Raw genomic sequence first — 16,239 nt, forward strand, 5'->3', positions numbered from 1 at the left:
CGGGGGGCCTTCCTCGTGCGTGCGGCTACTTGCGGGCCGAGGTGACCCGGTAGACGTCGTACACGCCCTCGACGCCGCGGACCGCCTTGAGCACGTGGCCCAGGTGCTTCGGGTCGCCCATCTCGAAGGTGAAGCGGCTCATCGCCACCCGGTCCCGGGAGGTCTGGACCGCCGCCGACAGGATGTTGACGTGCTGGTCGGAGAGCACCCGGGTGACGTCCGAGAGCAGCCGGGAGCGGTCCAGCGCCTCGACCTGGATGGCCACCAGGAAGACCGAGGACTGGGTCGCCGCCCACTCGACGTCGATCATCCGCTCGGGCTGCTGGCTCAGCGACTCCACGTTGACGCAGTCGGCGCGGTGCACCGAGACGCCGTTGCCGCGGGTGACGAAGCCGACGATCGGGTCGCCCGGCACCGGAGTGCAGCAGCGGGACAGCTTGACCCAGACGTCCTCGACGCCCTTGACGATCACGCCGGGGTCGCCCTTGGCCCGGCGGCGCACGGCCCGCCGGTTGTCGTGGGTCGGCGTGGCCGTCTCGGCGAGGTCCTCGGTGGCCCCCTCCTCGCCGCCGAGCGCCTGGACCAGCTTCTGGACGATGTTCTGCGCGGCGACGTGCCCCTCGCCGATGGCGGCGTAGAGCGAGGAGATGTCGGGGTAGCGCATCTCGTGGGCCAGGGTGACCAGCGAGTCGCCGGTCAGGATCCGCTGGATCGGCAGGCCCTGCTTGCGCATCGCCCGGACGATCGCCTCCTTGCCGTGCTCGATCGCCTCCTCGCGGCGCTCCTTGGAGAACCAGGCGCGGATCTTGTTGCGGGCGCGCGGGGACTTGACGAAGCCCAGCCAGTCCCGGGAGGGTCCGGCGTTCTCCGCCTTGGAGGTGAACACCTCGACGGCGTCGCCGTTCTCCAGGGTCGACTCCAGCGGCACCAGACGGCCGTTGACCCGGGCCCCTATGGTCCGGTAGCCGACCTCGGTGTGCACCGCGAAGGCGAAGTCGACCGGGGTCGAGCCGGCCGGCAGGGCTATCACGTCACCCTTGGGGGTGAAGACGAAGACCTCGTTGCTGGCCAGGTCGAAGCGCAGCGACTCCAGGAACTCGCCCGGGTCGGCGGTCTCCTTCTGCCAGTCCAGCAGCTGTCGCAGCCAGGCCATCTCGTTGACGGCGCCGGCCTTGTCGTCCTTGCGGACCTGGGTCGGGGTGTCGGTGCGGATCTTGGAGGCCCCGGCGACGGCGCGCTGCTTGTACTTCCAGTGCGCGGCGATGCCGTACTCGGCCCGCCGGTGCATGTCGAAGGTGCGGATCTGGAGTTCGACGGGCTTGCCGCCCGGACCGATCACCGTGGTGTGCAGCGACTGGTACATGTTGAACTTGGGCATCGCGATGTAGTCCTTGAACCGCCCCGGCACCGGGTTCCACCGCGCGTGGATGGTGCCCAGCGCCGCGTAGCAGTCGCGGACGGTGTCGACCAGGACCCGGATGCCCACCAGGTCGTAGATCTCGGCGAAGTCCCGGCCCCGGACGATCATCTTCTGGTAGACCGAGTAGTAGTGCTTCGGCCGGCCGGTGACGGAGGCGGTGATCCGGGCGCCGCGCAGGTCCGCCTGGACCTGGTCGATGACGGTCGCCAGGTACTCGTCCCGCTTGGGGGCGCGCTCGGCGACCAGCCGGACGATCTCGTCGTACATCTTGGGGTAGAGGATCGCGAAGGCGAGGTCCTCCAGCTCCCACTTGATGGTGTTCATGCCCAGCCGGTGCGCCAGCGGGGCGTAGATCTCCAGCGTCTCGCGGGCCTTCTTCTCCTGCTTCTCCCGCTTGAGGTAGCGCATGGTGCGCATGTTGTGCAGGCGGTCGGCGAGCTTGATCACCAGGACCCGGGGGTCCTTGGCCATCGCCACGACCATCTTGCGGACGGTCTCGGCCTGCGCGGCCTCGCCGAACTTCACCCGGTCCAGCTTGGTGACGCCGTCGACCAGCAGGGCCACCGAGTCGCCGAAGTCCTTGCGCAGGGTCTCCAGGCCGTAGTCGGTGTCCTCGACGGTGTCGTGCAGCAGCCCCGCCATCAGGGTCGCGGCGTCCATGCCGAGCTCGGCCAGGATGGTCGCGACCGCCAGCGGGTGGGTGATGTACGGGTCGCCGCTCTTGCGCTTCTGCCCGCGGTGCCACTTCTCGGCGACGGCGTAGGCGCGCTCGATGTCGCGCAGCAGCGCCGGGTCGGCCTTGGGGTCGTTCGCCCGGATCGAGCGGAACAGCGGCTCCAGGACGGGGTTGAGCACGCTGGAGCGCTGGCCGCCGAGGCGGGCCAGCCGGGCGCGCATCCCGCCGCCGCTGCCGGAGCCGCGGCCGAGCGGGGCGAGCTGGCGCGAGGAGGCCGGCGCCGGGCGTGCCGGGGTGGCCCCCGAGGGCGTGGGGTGGTTCTCGGGGGCGGCCGCTGCGGCCGTGGGCACAACCTCGTCGGGCAAGGACACTCCTCGGGGCACCGGGGCCGACCCCCGCCGAGGCCCGTGCGGTCCGGGCACTACCGGGAGGGGATGAATCTTCATGGTACCGAGCCGGACGGCCCGGTGTTCATCGGGCCGGGCCCGGAAACGGAAGGACGGCGGTCGGATGATCCGACCGCCGTCCTTCCGTCCTGCCCCTCAGACCGTGACCAGCGTCTCCAGCGGGGCGTCGCCCAGGTGCCCGGCCAGCCGCTCGCGGCCGTCCAGGAAGCCCAGCTCCATCAGCACCACGACGCCCGCCAGCTCGGCGCCGGCCTCCTTCACCAGGTCCAGCGAGGCACCGATGGTGCCACCGGTGGCCAGCACGTCGTCCACCACCAGCACCCGCTCACCGGGCGTGAAGGCGTCGCACTGCACCTCCAGCGTCGCCGAGCCGTACTCCAGCTCGTACGAGCGCCGGAACACCTCGCCGGGCAGCTTCCCGGCCTTGCGGACCGGCACGAAGCCGAGCCCGGCCGCGAAGGCCGCCGGAGCCGCCAGCACGAAGCCGCGCGCCTCCAGGCCCACCACCTTGGTCGCCCCGAGCTCCAGCGCCCGGTCCGCCAGCGCCCGGGTGAGGGCGCCGAAGGCCTCGGCGTCGGCGAGCAGCGGCGCGATGTCCTTGAACAGCACACCCGGCTTCGGGTAGTCCGGGACGTCCCGGATCCGGCTGTTCAGCAGCTCGGCCAGTGCGGTGTCGGCGGTGGTCACGGTGTTCTGTCCTCAGGGTCGGGTGCGGTTCAGCGCTTGGTGGACGGACGGCCCTTGGCACGGGTGGTGCCGGCCGACCGGCCGCGCTGACCGACCATACCCGCAGGCTCGTCGTCCTCCGGACCCTCGTCGGTCGCCGTCGCGTCGGTGCCCTCGCCCTTGGCCGCCGCGGCGGCCCGGTGCTGCAGGACGCGCTTGCGCAGCGCCTTCATCTCCGGCTGCTCCTCCTTGAGCTGCGCCAGCAGCGGGGTGGCGACGCAGATCGAGGAGTAGGCACCGGCCGCGAGGCCGATGAACAGCGCGAGCGAGATGTCGTTCAGGGTGCCGGCGCCCAGCAGGCCGCCACCGATGAACAGCAGCGCGGCGACCGGCAGCAGCGCCACCACGGTGGTGTTGAGCGAGCGCACCAGGGTCTGGTTGAGGCCCGCGTTGGCCGCCTCGCTGTAGGTGAGCTTGTTCTGCTTGGTGATCCCCTTGGCGTTCTCCTTCACGGTGTCGAAGACGACGACCGTGTCGTAGAGCGAGTACCCGAGGATGGTCAGGAAGCCGATCACCGTACCGGGGGTGACCTCGAAGCCCACCAGGGCGTAGACGCCGATGGTGATCAGGAGGTCGTGGATGAGGGCGACCAGGGCGGCCACCGCCATCCGCCACTCGAAGGCGATCGCCAGGTAGACCGTCACCAGGACCATGAAGACGACCAGGCCGGTGAGCGCCTTGTTGGAGATCTGCTTGCCCCAGCTGGGGCCGATCACCTGGGCCTCGACGGTGTCCAGCGGCACGCCGAGCTTCTGCGAGAGCTGCGAACGGATCTCGTCCGAGCTCTTCGTCTCGTCGCTGCTGACCTGGATGCGGATCTTGTTGCTGTCCGTCGACTGCACCAGCGGGTGCGAGGAGACGATCCCGTCGGCGGTGTCCTGGGCCTGGGAGACCGACAGGCCCGGCTTGGTCACGGTGTAGACCGAGCCGCCCTTGAACTCGATGCCCAGGTGCAGGCCCATCGCCAGGCCGATCGCCGCGATCAGCACGATCACGCCGGAGATCGAGTACCAGAGCTTGCGGCGCCCGACGAAGTCGAAGCTGACCTCGCCCTGGTAGAGCCGGTGGCCCAGATTGGAGAAGCGCGACACGGTGTCAGGCCTCCTTCACGGCGGCAGAGGAGGAGTTACGGCGACGGGTGCTGCGCAGCGGCGGGCGGGCGCCCAGCCGCTTCGGGTCCAGGCCGGACCACGGGTGGCCGTCGGAGAAGAACTTCCGCCGGGCCAGCAGCGTGATCATCGGCTTGGTGAAGAGGAAGATCACCACGACGTCCAGCGCGGTGGTCAGACCCAGGGTGAACGCGAAGCCCTGGACCTTGCCGACCGAGACCACGTAGAGCACCGCGGCACAGAGGAAGGAGACGAAGTCCGAGACCAGGATGGTGCGTCGGGCCCGCGGCCAGGCCCGCTGGACGGCCGGGCGCAGCGGGGCGCCGTCGCGGACCTCGTCGCGGATGCGCTCGAAGTACACGATGAAGGAGTCTGCGGTGATACCGATCGCGACGATCGCGCCGCAGACCGCGGGCAGGTTCAGCGCGAAGCCGATCCCGCCGCCGAGCAGGCTCATGATCGAGTAGGTCAGGGCCGCCGAGACGAGCAGACCGGCGATCGAGACCAGGCCGAGGCCGCGGTAGTAGATCAGCGAGTAGGCGACCACCAGCAGCATGCCGATCGCGCCGGCGATCAGACCCGCCTTGAGCTGGTCGCTGCCGAGCGCCGGGGAGACGGTGGTGACGTCGCCCTTGCTGAACTCCAGCGGCAGGGCGCCGTAGCTCAGCACGTTGGAGAGGTCCTGCGCCTCGGGCTGGCTGAACTGGCCGGTGATCACGGCGCTGCCGCCGGGGATCGGGCCGTTGACCTGCGGGTGCGAGACGACCTCGTTGTCCAGCACGATCGCGAACTGGTTGTTCGGCGGGGTCTGGGAGGCGAGCTGGCCGGTGACCTTGGTGAAGGCGTCGGTGCCGGTGCCGTTGAACTGCAGCTGGACCTGCCAGCCGGCACCCGTCTGGGTGTCGAGGCTGGGCTGGGCCTTGGAGACGTCCGAGCCCTTGACCGCGACGGGGCCGAGCGCCAGCTTCTCGTAGTAGCCGCCCTTGACGGGCTTCTGCGAGCAGGCGACGACGGCCTTGTCCACGGCGCCGGTCTGGGTCGAGCGCTGCTCCGGCTTGGTGCAGTCGAGGTTGGCGAACGCGGTGGCCAGCTCCGGCGGCACGGTGCCCTGGGTCATCGCCGCGCTCACGTCGGCGGCGCTCGGCTGGGTGGCCTGGGCGCTCGGGGCGGCCGACCCGGTGGCGGGGGCGGACGGGGTGCCGCTGACGCCGGTGGCGGCGGGGCTCGGGGTGGAGCCCTCGGCGGCCAGGGCCTCACCGACGGAGCGGCCCTGCTTGGTGGCGCTCGCGCTGGCGGACGGGGTGGGAGCGTGGCTCGCGGAGCCGCTCGCGCCGGCCGTGGGCGTCGCGCTGCCCGACGGGGCGGCGCTCGGGGTGCCCGAGGCGCCCGCGGACGGGGTGCCGGTGGGCGGCGCGGGCGGCGTGAAGCCGCTCGGCGCGACCGCCAGGACCGGACGGAAGAACAGCTGGGCGGTGGTACCGACCTGGTCCGCCGCGTTCTGCTTGTCGCCGCCCTTGGGGATGTTCACGATGATCGTGTCCGAGCCCTGGGTCTGGACCTCCGCCTCGGAGACACCCATCCCGTTGACGCGGCGCTCCATGATCCCGACGGCGATGTCCATGTTCGCCTTGGTGATCGCCTTGGGATCCTTCGACTTCGCGGTCAGCGTGATGCTGGTGCCGCCTGCGAGGTCGATACCGAGCCGGGGCTTGGTGTTGCCCGTCCCGAACATGAGGGCGACCAGTCCGACGGTGACGACCAGGATGAGGGCCAGCGCCCGCCCTGGGTAGCCGTCGCGCGGGCGCGACTTGGGTGTTGCCACCTTGCTCGTTTCTCCCTGTCCATGCCACGTCGCCGACCGGACCCCCGTCCGGCTCGTGGCGGGACGGGGGCATGGCGGGTCTGCGGCCCTGAGGTCCTGTGGGCTCGCGGCACTGCGCCGCGCGACCGGGCGGGTTGCCCGGCCGTACTACTTGCTCGCGGGAGCCCCGCCCTCGACATCCCCCTTGACATCGCCCTTCTCGGCGCTGTCCTTGGTGAGCGTCAGCGGCTTGTCCTCGACCGGCGCGGCGTCGGTGTCCTCGGCCTCCGGCTCGGACAGCTCGTCGTCGGCGGGGCGACCGTTGATGATCGCGTCGTACTCCTGGGGGTCCAGGACGGCCGCGATGGCGCTCTTGGTGAAGTGGGTGACCACGCCGGGCGCGATCTCCAGCTCGACGGTCTCGTCGTTGACCGCCTTCACCTGGGCGTACAGGCCGCCGATGGTGCGCACTCCCGCCCCGGGCTCCAGCGAGGTCTGCATGCTCTGCTGCTGCTGCTGGCGCTTCTTCTGCGACCGGAACATGAGCACGATCGCGATGATCGGGAGGAGAAGGATGATGAGGTTCACTGCAGCCAGGGTCCTTTACGGGCCGCCGGCCGGCGGCCTGTGTGGTATGGGTCGGCCCGTCAGGTGAGAGGGGCGGTCCGGCGGAGTCTAGGCGACCCCGAACTGATCGGACAACGCCAAGCATCGCATCCTGCCGCCGAAAGTGGCGACCCTCCGCCTGCACGGATTCCCGGGAGTTCGCCCCCGTCTCCTCCCCGGGGCACAGCGCCGGGCGGGGGCGGGAACCGACGGCCGGGTCTCACCCGTTCGGCCGAGAGCGGTCAACTTCCGTCCGGCCGGAACAGCTCCGGCTGGGGCGGGACGCTGCCCCGCGTGGTCTGGACCGGCGGGGTCAGGCCCAGGTGCTGCCAGGCCGCGGCGGTGGCGATCCGGCCGCGCGGGGTGCGGGCGAGCAGGCCCTCGCGGACCAGGAACGGCTCGGCCACCTCCTCGACCGTCTCGGCCTCCTCCCCCACCGCGACGGCGAGGGTCGACAGGCCGACCGGGCCGCCGCCGAACAGCCGCAGCAGCGCGCTCAGCACCGCGCGGTCCAGCCGGTCCAGGCCGCGGGCGTCCACCTCGTAGACGTCCAGCGCCCGGGCGGCGATCGCGGGGGTGACCACGCCGTCGTGCCGGACCTGGGCGTAGTCGCGGACCCGGCGCAGCAGCCGGTTGGCGATGCGCGGGGTGCCGCGCGAGCGCCCGGCGATCTCGGCCGCGCCGGCCGGGTCTATCTCGACGTCCAGCAGCGTGGCCGAGCGGTGCACCACCCGTTGGAGCTCGGCCGGGGCGTAGAACTCCATGTGCCCGGTGAAGCCGAAGCGGTCGCGCAGCGGCGGCGGCAGCAGCCCGGCCCGGGTGGTGGCGCCGACCAGCGTGAAGGGCGGCAGCTCCAGCGGGATGGCGGTGGCGCCCGGGCCCTTGCCGACGATCACGTCGACCCGGAAGTCCTCCATCGCCATGTAGAGCATCTCCTCGGCCGGCCGGGACATCCGGTGGATCTCGTCGAGGAAGAGCACCTCGCCCTCGGTGAGCGAGGAGAGGATAGCCGCGAGGTCCCCCGCGTGCTGGATGGCCGGGCCGGAGGTGATCCGGATCGGGGCGCCCAGCTCGGCGGCGATGATCATGGAGAGGGTGGTCTTGCCCAGGCCGGGCGGGCCGCTCAGCAGCACGTGGTCCGGCGCGCTGCCGCGCTGGCGGGCCGCCTGGAGCACCAGGGACAGCTGCTCGCGCACCCGCTCCTGGCCGATGAACTCGTCCAGCAGCTTGGGGCGCAGCGCGGCCTCGACCGCCTGGTCCTCGCCGTCGGCGGCGGCGGTCACCAGCCGGTCGGCGGGTTCCGAGTCGTACATCCTCGCGGGCTCCAGGGTCTGCGGTGTCGGTGTCGACGGACGGACAGGTCGTCGGGTGGGTTCAGCGGGCGCGGTTGAGGCCGCGCAGGGCCAGCCGCAGCAGGGCGCCGACGTCCGGCGACTGCTGGGCCTCCGCCTCCGGGGTGACGGCGGCGACCGCGTCGTCCGCCTCGCGCGGGGCGTAGCCGAGACCGGTCAGCGCGGAGTGCAGCTGCTCGCTCCACGGCGCGGGGCCGGTGGCGATCGGCTTCTGCGCGGGCACCGCGCCGTGCGGGGCGCCCAGCTTGTCCTTGTACTCCAGCAGCAGCTTGGCCGCCTTCGCCTTGCCGATGCCCGGCACCGCGACCAGCGCCTTCTCGTCCCCGCCCGCCACCGCGGCGCGCAGCGCGTCGGGGCTGTGCACGCCCAGGATCGCCTGGGCCAGCTTGGGGCCCACGCCCGGCGCGGCCTGGAGGATCTCGAACACGGCCCGCTCGTCGTCGTCGGCGAAGCCGAACAGGGTCAGCGAGTCCTCCCGGACCACCAGCGAGGTGGCCAGCCGGGCGGGCTCACCGAGCCGCAGGCCGGCCAGGGTGTTCGGGGTGCACTGGACGGCCATGCCGACCCCACCGACCTCGACCACCGCGATGCCGGAGGCGATGGCCGCCACCGGTCCTTGCACGAAGGCGATCACCGACTACTGCCTTTCACGGAGAAGGGGCCCCGGGCGGGCCCGGAGCGGGCGGCCTCGGCTGCGGCCTGGGCCGCGGCCTGCAGCCGGTTGGTCGTCCCGCCGCGCCAGATGTGGCAGATCGCCAGCGCCAGCGCGTCGGCCGCGTCCGCGGGCTTGGGCGGCGCGTCCAGCCGCAACAGGCGCTGCACCATGGCCGTGACCTGGGCCTTGTCGGCCCGGCCGGAGCCGGTGACGGCGGCCTTGACCTCACTGGGGGTGTGCAGGGTGACCGGGATGCCGCGCCGGGTGGCGCAGAGCATCGCGACCGCGCTCGCCTGGGCCGTGCCCATCACGGTGCGGACGTTGTGCTGGGCGAAGACCCGCTCGACCGCGACCAGGTCGGGCCGGTGCTCGTCCAGCCAGCTCTCCAGCCCCTGTTCCACCAGCAGCAGCCGCTGCCCGATCTCGGCGTCGGCCGGCGTGCGCACCACGCCCACCCCGGCCATCCGCAACGGCCGGCCCGGCATGCCCTCGACCACGCCGACCCCGCACCTGGTCAGCCCCGGGTCAACACCCAGCACCCGCACGCCACGCCCCGTCCCTCGCCGATCCGCCGCTCACGGCGAGCGGCCTTCGCGAAGGCTACCGCCCGGGTCCGACAACCCCGCCGACGACACCGGCCCGGCGGTCCTGGGACCACCGGGCCGGGCCGTGAGAACGATCACTCACCGTGGCACGGACGACGCCGTGTCACTCGGAGTCGAGCTGCGCGCCGACCTCGTCGGAGATGTCGAAGTTGGCGAAGACGTTCTGCACGTCGTCGCTGTCCTCCAGCGCGTCGATCAGCTTGAAGATCTTGCGGGCGCCGTCGACGTCCAGCTCGACCTGCATGCTCGGGAGGAAGTTGGCCTCGGCCGAGTCGTAGTCGACACCGGCGTCCACCAGCGCGGTGCGCACGGCGACCATCTTGGAGGCCTCGGAGACGATCTCGAAGGACTCGCCGAGGTCGTTGATCTCCTCCGGCTCCTGGTCGAGGACGACCTCGAACAGCTTGTCCTCGTCCACGCCGTCCGCCTTGGGGACGATCACGACGCCCTTGCGGTTGAACAGGTACGACACCGAGCCCGGGTCGGCCATCGAGCCGCCGTTGCGGGTCATCGCGACGCGCACGTCGGAGGCCGCACGGTTGCGGTTGTCGGTGAGGCACTCGATCAGGACGGCGACACCGTTCGGACCGTAGCCCTCGTACATGATGGTCTGGTAGTCGGCGCCGCCGGCCTCCAGACCGCCACCGCGCTTGACGGCGCGGTTGATGTTGTCGATCGGGACCGAGTTCTTCTTCGCCTTCTGGATGGCGTCGTAGAGGGTCGGGTTACCCGCCGGGTCGGGACCGCCCGTGCGCGCCGCCACCTCGATGTTCTTGATCATCTTGGCGAAGAGCTTGCCGCGCTTGGCGTCGATCACGGCCTTCTTGTGCTTGGTGGTAGCCCACTTAGAGTGGCCGGACATCGCCAGCTCCTTTACGTCGCCAAAGGGAAATGAAACAGGAGAGATCTTACCGGTGTCGTCACGGGTAAGGCGCACACGGCTACCGGAGCCCTACCGGGCGGCGAGGTGCTCCTCGACCATCTTCACGAAGTAGGCGTGCACGCGGTGGTCGCCGGTGAGCTCCGGGTGGAACGAGGTGGCCAGCAGGTTGCCCTGGCGCACGGCCACGATCCGGCTCTCCGGACCGTCCGCACCGGGCAGCTCGGCCAGCACCTCGACGCCCGCGCCGACCGCCTCGACCCAGGGGGCGCGGATGAAGACGCCGTGCACCGGCTCCTCCTCCAGGCCCTTGAAGGCGAGGCCGGACTCGAAGGACTCGTTCTGCCGGCCGAAGGCGTTGCGGCGCACCGTCATGTCGATGCCGCCGACGCTCTCCTGGTCCTCCCGGCCGTCGAGGATCTTGTCGGCCAGCATGATCATGCCCGCGCAGGTACCGTACACCGGCATGCCGGCCGCGACCCGCGCGCGCAGCGGGTCCATCACGCCGAACAGCAGGGCCAGCTTGGACATGGTGGTGGACTCCCCGCCGGGGATCACCAGTGCGTCGACCTCGGCCAGCTCCTCGGCGCGGCGCACCGGACGGGCCAGCGCGTCGGCCTCGGCCAGCGCCACCAGGTGCTCGCGGACGTCGCCCTGGAGGGCGAGGACGCCGATGACTGGAGTGCTCACGGTCTTCAACCTCTATCGATCGTTACTACGGAAGGACGCGGCGCGGCCCGCCGCACACCGAAGCGCTGCGGCGGGCCGGGCGAAGGGCGGGAGTGACTACCAGCCGCGGTTGGCGTAGCGCTCGGTCTCCGGCAGGGTGTCGCAGTTGATGCCGACCATGGCCTCGCCCAGGTTGCGGGAGGCGTCCGCGATGATCTTCGGGTCGTCGAAGAAGGTGGTGGCCTTCACGATGGCGGCGGCACGCTTGGCCGGGTCGCCCGACTTGAAGATGCCGGAGCCGACGAAGACGCCCTCGGCGCCCAGCTGGCGCATCAGCGCGGCGTCGGCCGGGGTGGCCACGCCACCGGCGGAGAACAGCACGACCGGCAACTTGCCGAGCTCGGCGACCTCCTTGACCAGCTCGTACGGGGCGCGCAGCTCCTTGGCGGCGGCGTACAGCTCGTTGTGGTCCAGCGCCCGCAGCTGGCCGATCTCGTTCTTGATCTGGCGCAGGTGGCGGACGGCCTCGACGACGTTGCCGGTGCCGGCCTCGCCCTTCGAGCGGATCATGGCCGCACCCTCGGCGATGCGGCGCAGGGCCTCGCCCAGGTTGGTGGCGCCGCAGACGAAGGGGGTGGTGAAGGCGAACTTGTCGGAGTGGTTGACCTCGTCGGCCGGGGTCAGCACCTCGGACTCGTCGATGTAGTCGACACCCAGCGACTGCAGGACCTGGGCCTCCACGAAGTGCCCGATGCGGGACTTGGCCATCACCGGGATGGAGACCGCCTCGATGATCTCCTCGATCATGTTCGGGTCGGACATGCGGGCCACGCCGCCGTCCTTGCGGATGTCGGCCGGAACCCGCTCCAGCGCCATGACGGCCACCGCGCCGGCGTCCTCGGCGATCTTCGCCTGCTCGGCGTTGACCACATCCATGATCACACCGCCCTTGAGCTGCTCGGCCATGCCGCGCTTGACCCGGGCGGTACCGATCTGCGGCTGGTCTGCGGTGGTGGGGGTGGTGGACACGTGAGACCTCACTCGAAGATTAACCAGTGCTATCGCCCTATGGTAGGCAGATCAGGTGGCCCAACCATGCGCCACCAAGTCCAGCCCGGACGACGGGATGCGACAAACGGGCCGTATCCGAGGACAGCCTAAGCAGGCGCTCCCTCGGGCGTAAGGGCGGGCGGCGGGGCGTCGTCCATCTCGAAGGCCATCGGGAACGGCGCCTTGCCCGCCAAGCGGAAGTACCGCACCAGCCGGTGCTCCCGCACCGCCCGCGCCGCCCGCACCGCGTCGTTGTGGAAGCGGCGGGCCATCGGCACCCGCCGCACCGCGGCCGTCAGATCACGAACCGCCTCGTCACCGCCCGGCTCCGCGACCAGCGCCGCCACCTGCTCCGACTCCTCGAACACCGCCCGCAGCGCCAGGCTCAACTGACTCTCCGCCACCTCGCGGTGCTCGTCCTCGGCCTGCCGGGCCGCGTGCGCCGCGTCCAGCAGCAGCAGCGAGGCCGCCGGGTCCAGCAACGAGGACGTCGCCAGCTCCATCGCCACCGAGGCCCGCCGGACCAGCTGCGCGTCCAGCGCCGCCCGCGCGGCGTCGATCCGGGCGTGCAGCCGGTCCAGACGGCCGGCCGTCCAACTCAGGTACATGCCGAACAGCACCACGGCCACGCCGGCCCAGATCCAGGTAGTCACGGACCGCTACGTTACCGGGTGTCACCGGCCGCCCCGCCCGACGTCAGCCCTGCACGACGCCGCTGCGGTAGCTCTCCCGGTCGATGTCCTCGACGTTCACCGCGGTGAACAGCCGCGTCCCAGGCGCCGGCCGCACGTGCTGCGCCAGCAGCGCCACCACACCCTCGCTCAGCGCCGCCTTCGCCTCCGGCGTACGGCCCGGGAACACCTGGAACTCGACATACACCTGGGCGTCCACCCCGGCGTCGTCCACCGACCCGTCGGAGCCCACCACCAGGTCCTCGCTCGGCCGGAACACCGTCTTGCAGGACCCCGGCTTGGCGTCGATCGTCTCCTCCGCCAGCCGGTTGATCGCCAGGCCCAGCGCCCGGCGCTCGAAGGCCCCGGCCAGGCTGGACGAGTAGTCGACGGAGATCTGCGGCATCGTTTCCCCCAGGGGTCACAGTGGTGCGGTCGGCCCGACCCTAACCCCACCGGCACCGGGCGCCACGCAAGCCCCGGCCGTCGGCCCCGGGCCGGACCGAACCGCCCGCGCCCCCGCTCCCGTCACCGGCGCGTCCTTCGGCTCGGGGCGCTGCGCTCGTCCTCCTCGACCACCGCCGCGGCGCCGGCCGTCACCGTCTCGTACACCGCCAGGATGTCCGCGCCGACCGTCGACCAGTCGAACCGCCGCACGTGCCGCGAAGCCGCCTTGCGCAGCTCCTCCAGCCGCCCCGGATCCCCCAGCAGCCGCAGCGCCGTACGGGCCAGCGCGTCCGCGTCCTCCACCGGGAACAGCTCCCCAGCGTCCCCGCCGTCCAGCACCTGCTTGAACGCGTCCAGGTCGCTGGCCAGCACCGGGGCGCCCGCCGACATCGCCTCGACCAGGATGATCCCGAAGCTCTCGCCACCCGTGTTCGGCGCCACGTACAGGTCCACGCTGCGCAGCAGCCGGGCCTTCTCCCGGTCCGAGACCATGCCCAGGAACTCCACCTGCGCGCGCACCTCGGGCGCCAGGCCGGCCACCGCCTCCTCCTCGTCGCCCTTGCCCGCGACCAGCAGCCGCACCCCCGGCCGCTCCGCCAGGATCCGCGGCAGCGCCGCCAGCAGCGTCGGCAGGCCCTTGCGCGGCTCGTTGATCCGGCCGATGAAGCCGATCGTGCCCGGCTCCCCCGCCGCCGCGCCGCCCGTCCACCGCTCGTCCGCCTCGGCCTCCGCGAAGAACTCCACGTCCACCCCGTTGGGGATCACCACCGCGTCCCCGCCCAGGTGCTCCACCAGGGTCCGCCGGGCGTACTCCGACACCGCGATCCGGGCCCGCATCTTCTCCAGCCCCGGCTGCAGGATCGGCGAGGCCGCGATCATCGCCCGCGAGCGCGGGTTCGAGGTGTGGAAGGTGCCCACCATCGGCCCGGTCGCCGACCAGGCCGCCAGCATCGACAGGCTCGGCGAGGCCGGCTCGTGCACGTGCAGGATGTCGAAACGCCCCTCGCGCAGCCACCGCCGCACCCGGGCCGCCGACAGGATGCCGAAGCTCAGCCGGGCCACCGACCCGTTGTACGGCACCGCCACCGCCCGCCCCGCCGAGACCACGTACGGCGGCAGCGCCTCGTCGTCCTCGGCCGGCGCCAGCACCGACACCTCGTGCCCCAGACCGATCAGGTGCTCGGCGAGGTCCCGGATGTGGAACTGCACCCCACCGGGGACGTCCCAGTCGTACGGGCAGACGATGCCGATCTTCACGGGTTCCTCAAGCTCCTTCGGGCAGGGTCGGACGGGCAGCCGGGCTCAGGCGCCGGAGGCCCCGGCGGCGGGCTCCTTCGCCGCGTCGGCGCGCCCGGCCGCGGACCCGCCCCCCACCGTCTCACGGGCCGGCAGGTCGGCCGGCCAGAACTTCTGCAGCATGTGCCAGTCCTGCGGGTGCTCGCTGATGCCCTGCTGCCACACGTCCGCGATCGCCTGGGTCATCGCCAGCGTCCGCGCCTTCCGGTCGCCCTCCTCCGGGACCGGCACCTCGGGGTGGATCATCCCCCGCAGCACCGGACCGTCGTACCACAGCGTCGCCGGCAGCAGCGCCGCGCCGGTGCGCTGGGCCAGCGCCGCAGGCCCGGCCGGCATCCGGGTCACCTCACCGAAGAAGGACACCTCGATACCGGCCTCCGAGAGGTCCCGGTCGCCCACCAGGCAGACCAGCTTGCCCGCGCGCAGCCGCCGCGCCAGCGTGCCGATCACGTTCGCTCCGCCGCCGGACAGCGCCAGGACCTCCATGCCCTGGCCCTCCCGGAACTCCACGAACCGGTCGAACAGCCGCTCCGGCTTCAACCGCTCCGCGACCGTCGTGAACGGGTGGCCCAGCTGCGCTATCCAGGTGCCCGCCAAGTCCCAGTTGCCCATGTGCGGCAGCGCCACAACCACACCCCGCCCGGAGTCCAGCGCCTCCCTTATGCGCTCGTAGCCGCCCACCTGGACGTCCCGCAGGACCCGCTCCCGGCTCCACACCGGCAGCCGGAAGGACTCCATCCAGTACCGCAGGTAGGAACGCATCCCGGCTCGCGACAACCGCCGCAGCGCCGCCTCGTGCAGGCCCGGACGCACCCGGCGCAGGTTCGCCTCCAGCTGCCGCACCCGCGGCCCGCGACGACGCCAGGCGTAGTCCGCCAGCCGGTCGAACAGCCACCGCGCCACCGGCTCCGGCAGGTGCTTCAACACCGCCCAGCCCAGCGCGTACGCCCAGTACACCAGTCGGTCCGTCACCGCAGGACGCCCCCCATCAGCTCCCGGCCGCCGCTCGGTCGGCCTCGAACGCCTCACGGCGCACGGTCACCATCCGCTGCACCACCGTCACCAGACTGCCCGCCGCCACCAGCCACAGCGCCACCGGCAGCAGCCACTCCACGTACGGCACCCCGAACACGTGCAGACCGGCCACCCCGGCCGCCACCAGGCTGATCACCAGCCGCTCGGCCCGTTCCACCAGCCCCGACACGTCGCACGGCAGGCCCTGGCTCTCCGCCCGCGCCTTCGTGTACGACACCACCAGGCCACTGGCCAGGCAGAAGATCGCCACCGCGCAGAGCAGGTTGTCGTCGCCCTTGCCCGCGTACCACATGGCCAGACCGCCGAAGATCGCCGCGTCCGCGACCCGGTCCAGCGTGGAGTCCAGGAAGGCGCCCCACTTGCTGGTCCGGCCCAGCTGACGGGCCATGTTCCCGTCCACCAGGTCCGAGAAGATGAACAGCGTGATCGTGATGGTGCCCCAGAAGAACTCCCCGCGCGGGAAGAACACCAGCGCCCCGGCCACCGAACCGGCCGTACCGATCAGCGTCACGGCGTCCGGACTCACGCCCAGCCGGATCAGGAACGCGGCGAACGGGGTCAGAACACGTGTGAAGAAGGCACGCGCGTATTTGTTGAGCATGGCCTTCCCAGCCGCTCCGATTCTCCCGGGTACCCGCCTGGCGCAACACACGCGGCAGACGGCCGGACGAATGAGCCCGCCCGACGCACCCATCGTAGCCACGTCCGGGACACGCTCCGACGCACGCACCGCCGGACGGCCCCCGGCCACCAGGGCCCAGCACGACACGCGCCGGAACGACACCCGACCCTAGACTGCCAAGGACAGCTTCGGCGCCACGGGAGGAGACCCCG

At 71.9% G+C, this 16,239-nt stretch carries 16 protein-coding genes; all 16 read right to left on the reverse strand.

Features of this window, described 5'->3' with window-relative positions; all coding sequences use genetic code 11:
* Positions 1–25 precede the first annotated feature (25 nt).
* The 16 genes from ACFXOZ_RS27410 to pgsA all read right to left on the reverse strand — a co-directional run bounded on the left by ACFXOZ_RS27410 (position 26) and on the right by pgsA (position 16,006).
* Positions 26–2,542, reverse strand: coding sequence for a RelA/SpoT family protein (locus ACFXOZ_RS27410; RefSeq protein WP_375890002.1), 2,517 nt, complete (start codon positions 2,540–2,542; stop codon positions 26–28).
* Positions 2,543–2,638: 96 nt separating this feature from the next.
* Positions 2,639–3,190, reverse strand: coding sequence for an adenine phosphoribosyltransferase (locus ACFXOZ_RS27415; RefSeq protein ID WP_375890004.1), 552 nt, complete (start codon positions 3,188–3,190; stop codon positions 2,639–2,641).
* A 29-nt stretch (positions 3,191–3,219) separates the two neighbouring features.
* Positions 3,220–4,320 carry a protein translocase subunit SecF gene (gene secF, locus ACFXOZ_RS27420; protein ID WP_380593125.1) on the reverse strand — a complete coding sequence of 367 codons (1,101 nt, stop codon included), beginning with the start codon at positions 4,318–4,320 and terminating at the stop codon, positions 3,220–3,222.
* 4 nt (positions 4,321–4,324) lie between these two features.
* A complete protein-coding gene (secD, locus tag ACFXOZ_RS27425) occupies positions 4,325–6,160 on the reverse strand; it encodes a protein translocase subunit SecD (protein ID WP_375890008.1) in 1,836 nt (611 codons plus the stop codon).
* A gap of 147 nt (positions 6,161–6,307) precedes the next feature.
* On the reverse strand, positions 6,308–6,727 hold the full coding sequence (gene yajC, locus ACFXOZ_RS27430) for a preprotein translocase subunit YajC (RefSeq protein WP_375890010.1): 420 nt from the start codon (positions 6,725–6,727) through the stop codon (positions 6,308–6,310).
* A gap of 260 nt (positions 6,728–6,987) precedes the next feature.
* Positions 6,988–8,058, reverse strand: a complete 1,071-nt coding sequence (gene ruvB, locus ACFXOZ_RS27435) for a Holliday junction branch migration DNA helicase RuvB (RefSeq protein WP_375890012.1) — start codon at positions 8,056–8,058, stop codon at positions 6,988–6,990.
* Between the two features lie 61 nt (positions 8,059–8,119).
* Entirely contained in the window at positions 8,120–8,731 is a 612-nt protein-coding gene (ruvA, locus tag ACFXOZ_RS27440; RefSeq protein ID WP_380406865.1) for a Holliday junction branch migration protein RuvA, read from the reverse strand.
* On the reverse strand, positions 8,728–9,297 hold the full coding sequence (gene ruvC / locus ACFXOZ_RS27445) for a crossover junction endodeoxyribonuclease RuvC (protein WP_375890016.1): 570 nt from the start codon (positions 9,295–9,297) through the stop codon (positions 8,728–8,730). The genes ruvA and ruvC overlap by 4 nt, the downstream gene beginning before the upstream one ends.
* 163 nt (positions 9,298–9,460) lie before the next feature.
* The gene (locus tag ACFXOZ_RS27450; protein WP_375890018.1) at positions 9,461–10,219 is read right to left on the reverse strand and encodes a YebC/PmpR family DNA-binding transcriptional regulator; all 759 of its coding nucleotides are present in this window, start codon (positions 10,217–10,219) and stop codon (positions 9,461–9,463) included.
* A 90-nt stretch (positions 10,220–10,309) separates the two neighbouring features.
* Positions 10,310–10,927: a pyridoxal 5'-phosphate synthase glutaminase subunit PdxT gene (gene pdxT / locus ACFXOZ_RS27455; protein ID WP_375890020.1), complete on the reverse strand. Its 618-nt coding sequence runs from the start codon at positions 10,925–10,927 to the stop codon at positions 10,310–10,312.
* Positions 10,928–11,023: 96 nt separating this feature from the next.
* Complete coding sequence (pdxS, locus tag ACFXOZ_RS27460; RefSeq protein ID WP_375890021.1) at positions 11,024–11,935, reverse strand: pyridoxal 5'-phosphate synthase lyase subunit PdxS; 912 nt, start codon at positions 11,933–11,935, stop codon at positions 11,024–11,026.
* 128 nt (positions 11,936–12,063) lie between these two features.
* A complete protein-coding gene (locus ACFXOZ_RS27465; RefSeq protein WP_375890023.1) occupies positions 12,064–12,609 on the reverse strand; it encodes a hypothetical protein in 546 nt (181 codons plus the stop codon).
* A 43-nt stretch (positions 12,610–12,652) separates the two neighbouring features.
* Positions 12,653–13,033: a 5-carboxymethyl-2-hydroxymuconate Delta-isomerase gene (locus tag ACFXOZ_RS27470; protein WP_380593126.1), complete on the reverse strand. Its 381-nt coding sequence runs from the start codon at positions 13,031–13,033 to the stop codon at positions 12,653–12,655.
* 122 nt (positions 13,034–13,155) lie between these two features.
* On the reverse strand, positions 13,156–14,331 hold the full coding sequence (locus ACFXOZ_RS27475) for a glycosyltransferase family 4 protein (protein ID WP_375890026.1): 1,176 nt from the start codon (positions 14,329–14,331) through the stop codon (positions 13,156–13,158).
* A 45-nt stretch (positions 14,332–14,376) separates the two neighbouring features.
* A complete protein-coding gene (locus ACFXOZ_RS27480) occupies positions 14,377–15,342 on the reverse strand; it encodes a phosphatidylinositol mannoside acyltransferase (protein WP_380526830.1) in 966 nt (321 codons plus the stop codon).
* 16 nt (positions 15,343–15,358) lie between these two features.
* Positions 15,359–16,006, reverse strand: coding sequence for a phosphatidylinositol phosphate synthase (pgsA, locus tag ACFXOZ_RS27485; protein WP_380526828.1), 648 nt, complete (start codon positions 16,004–16,006; stop codon positions 15,359–15,361).
* Positions 16,007–16,239: the final 233 nt, after the last annotated feature.

It is taken from the genome of Kitasatospora sp. NPDC059160, assembly GCF_042755465.1.
In the GTDB taxonomy this organism is placed as follows: domain Bacteria; phylum Actinomycetota; class Actinomycetes; order Streptomycetales; family Streptomycetaceae; genus Kitasatospora.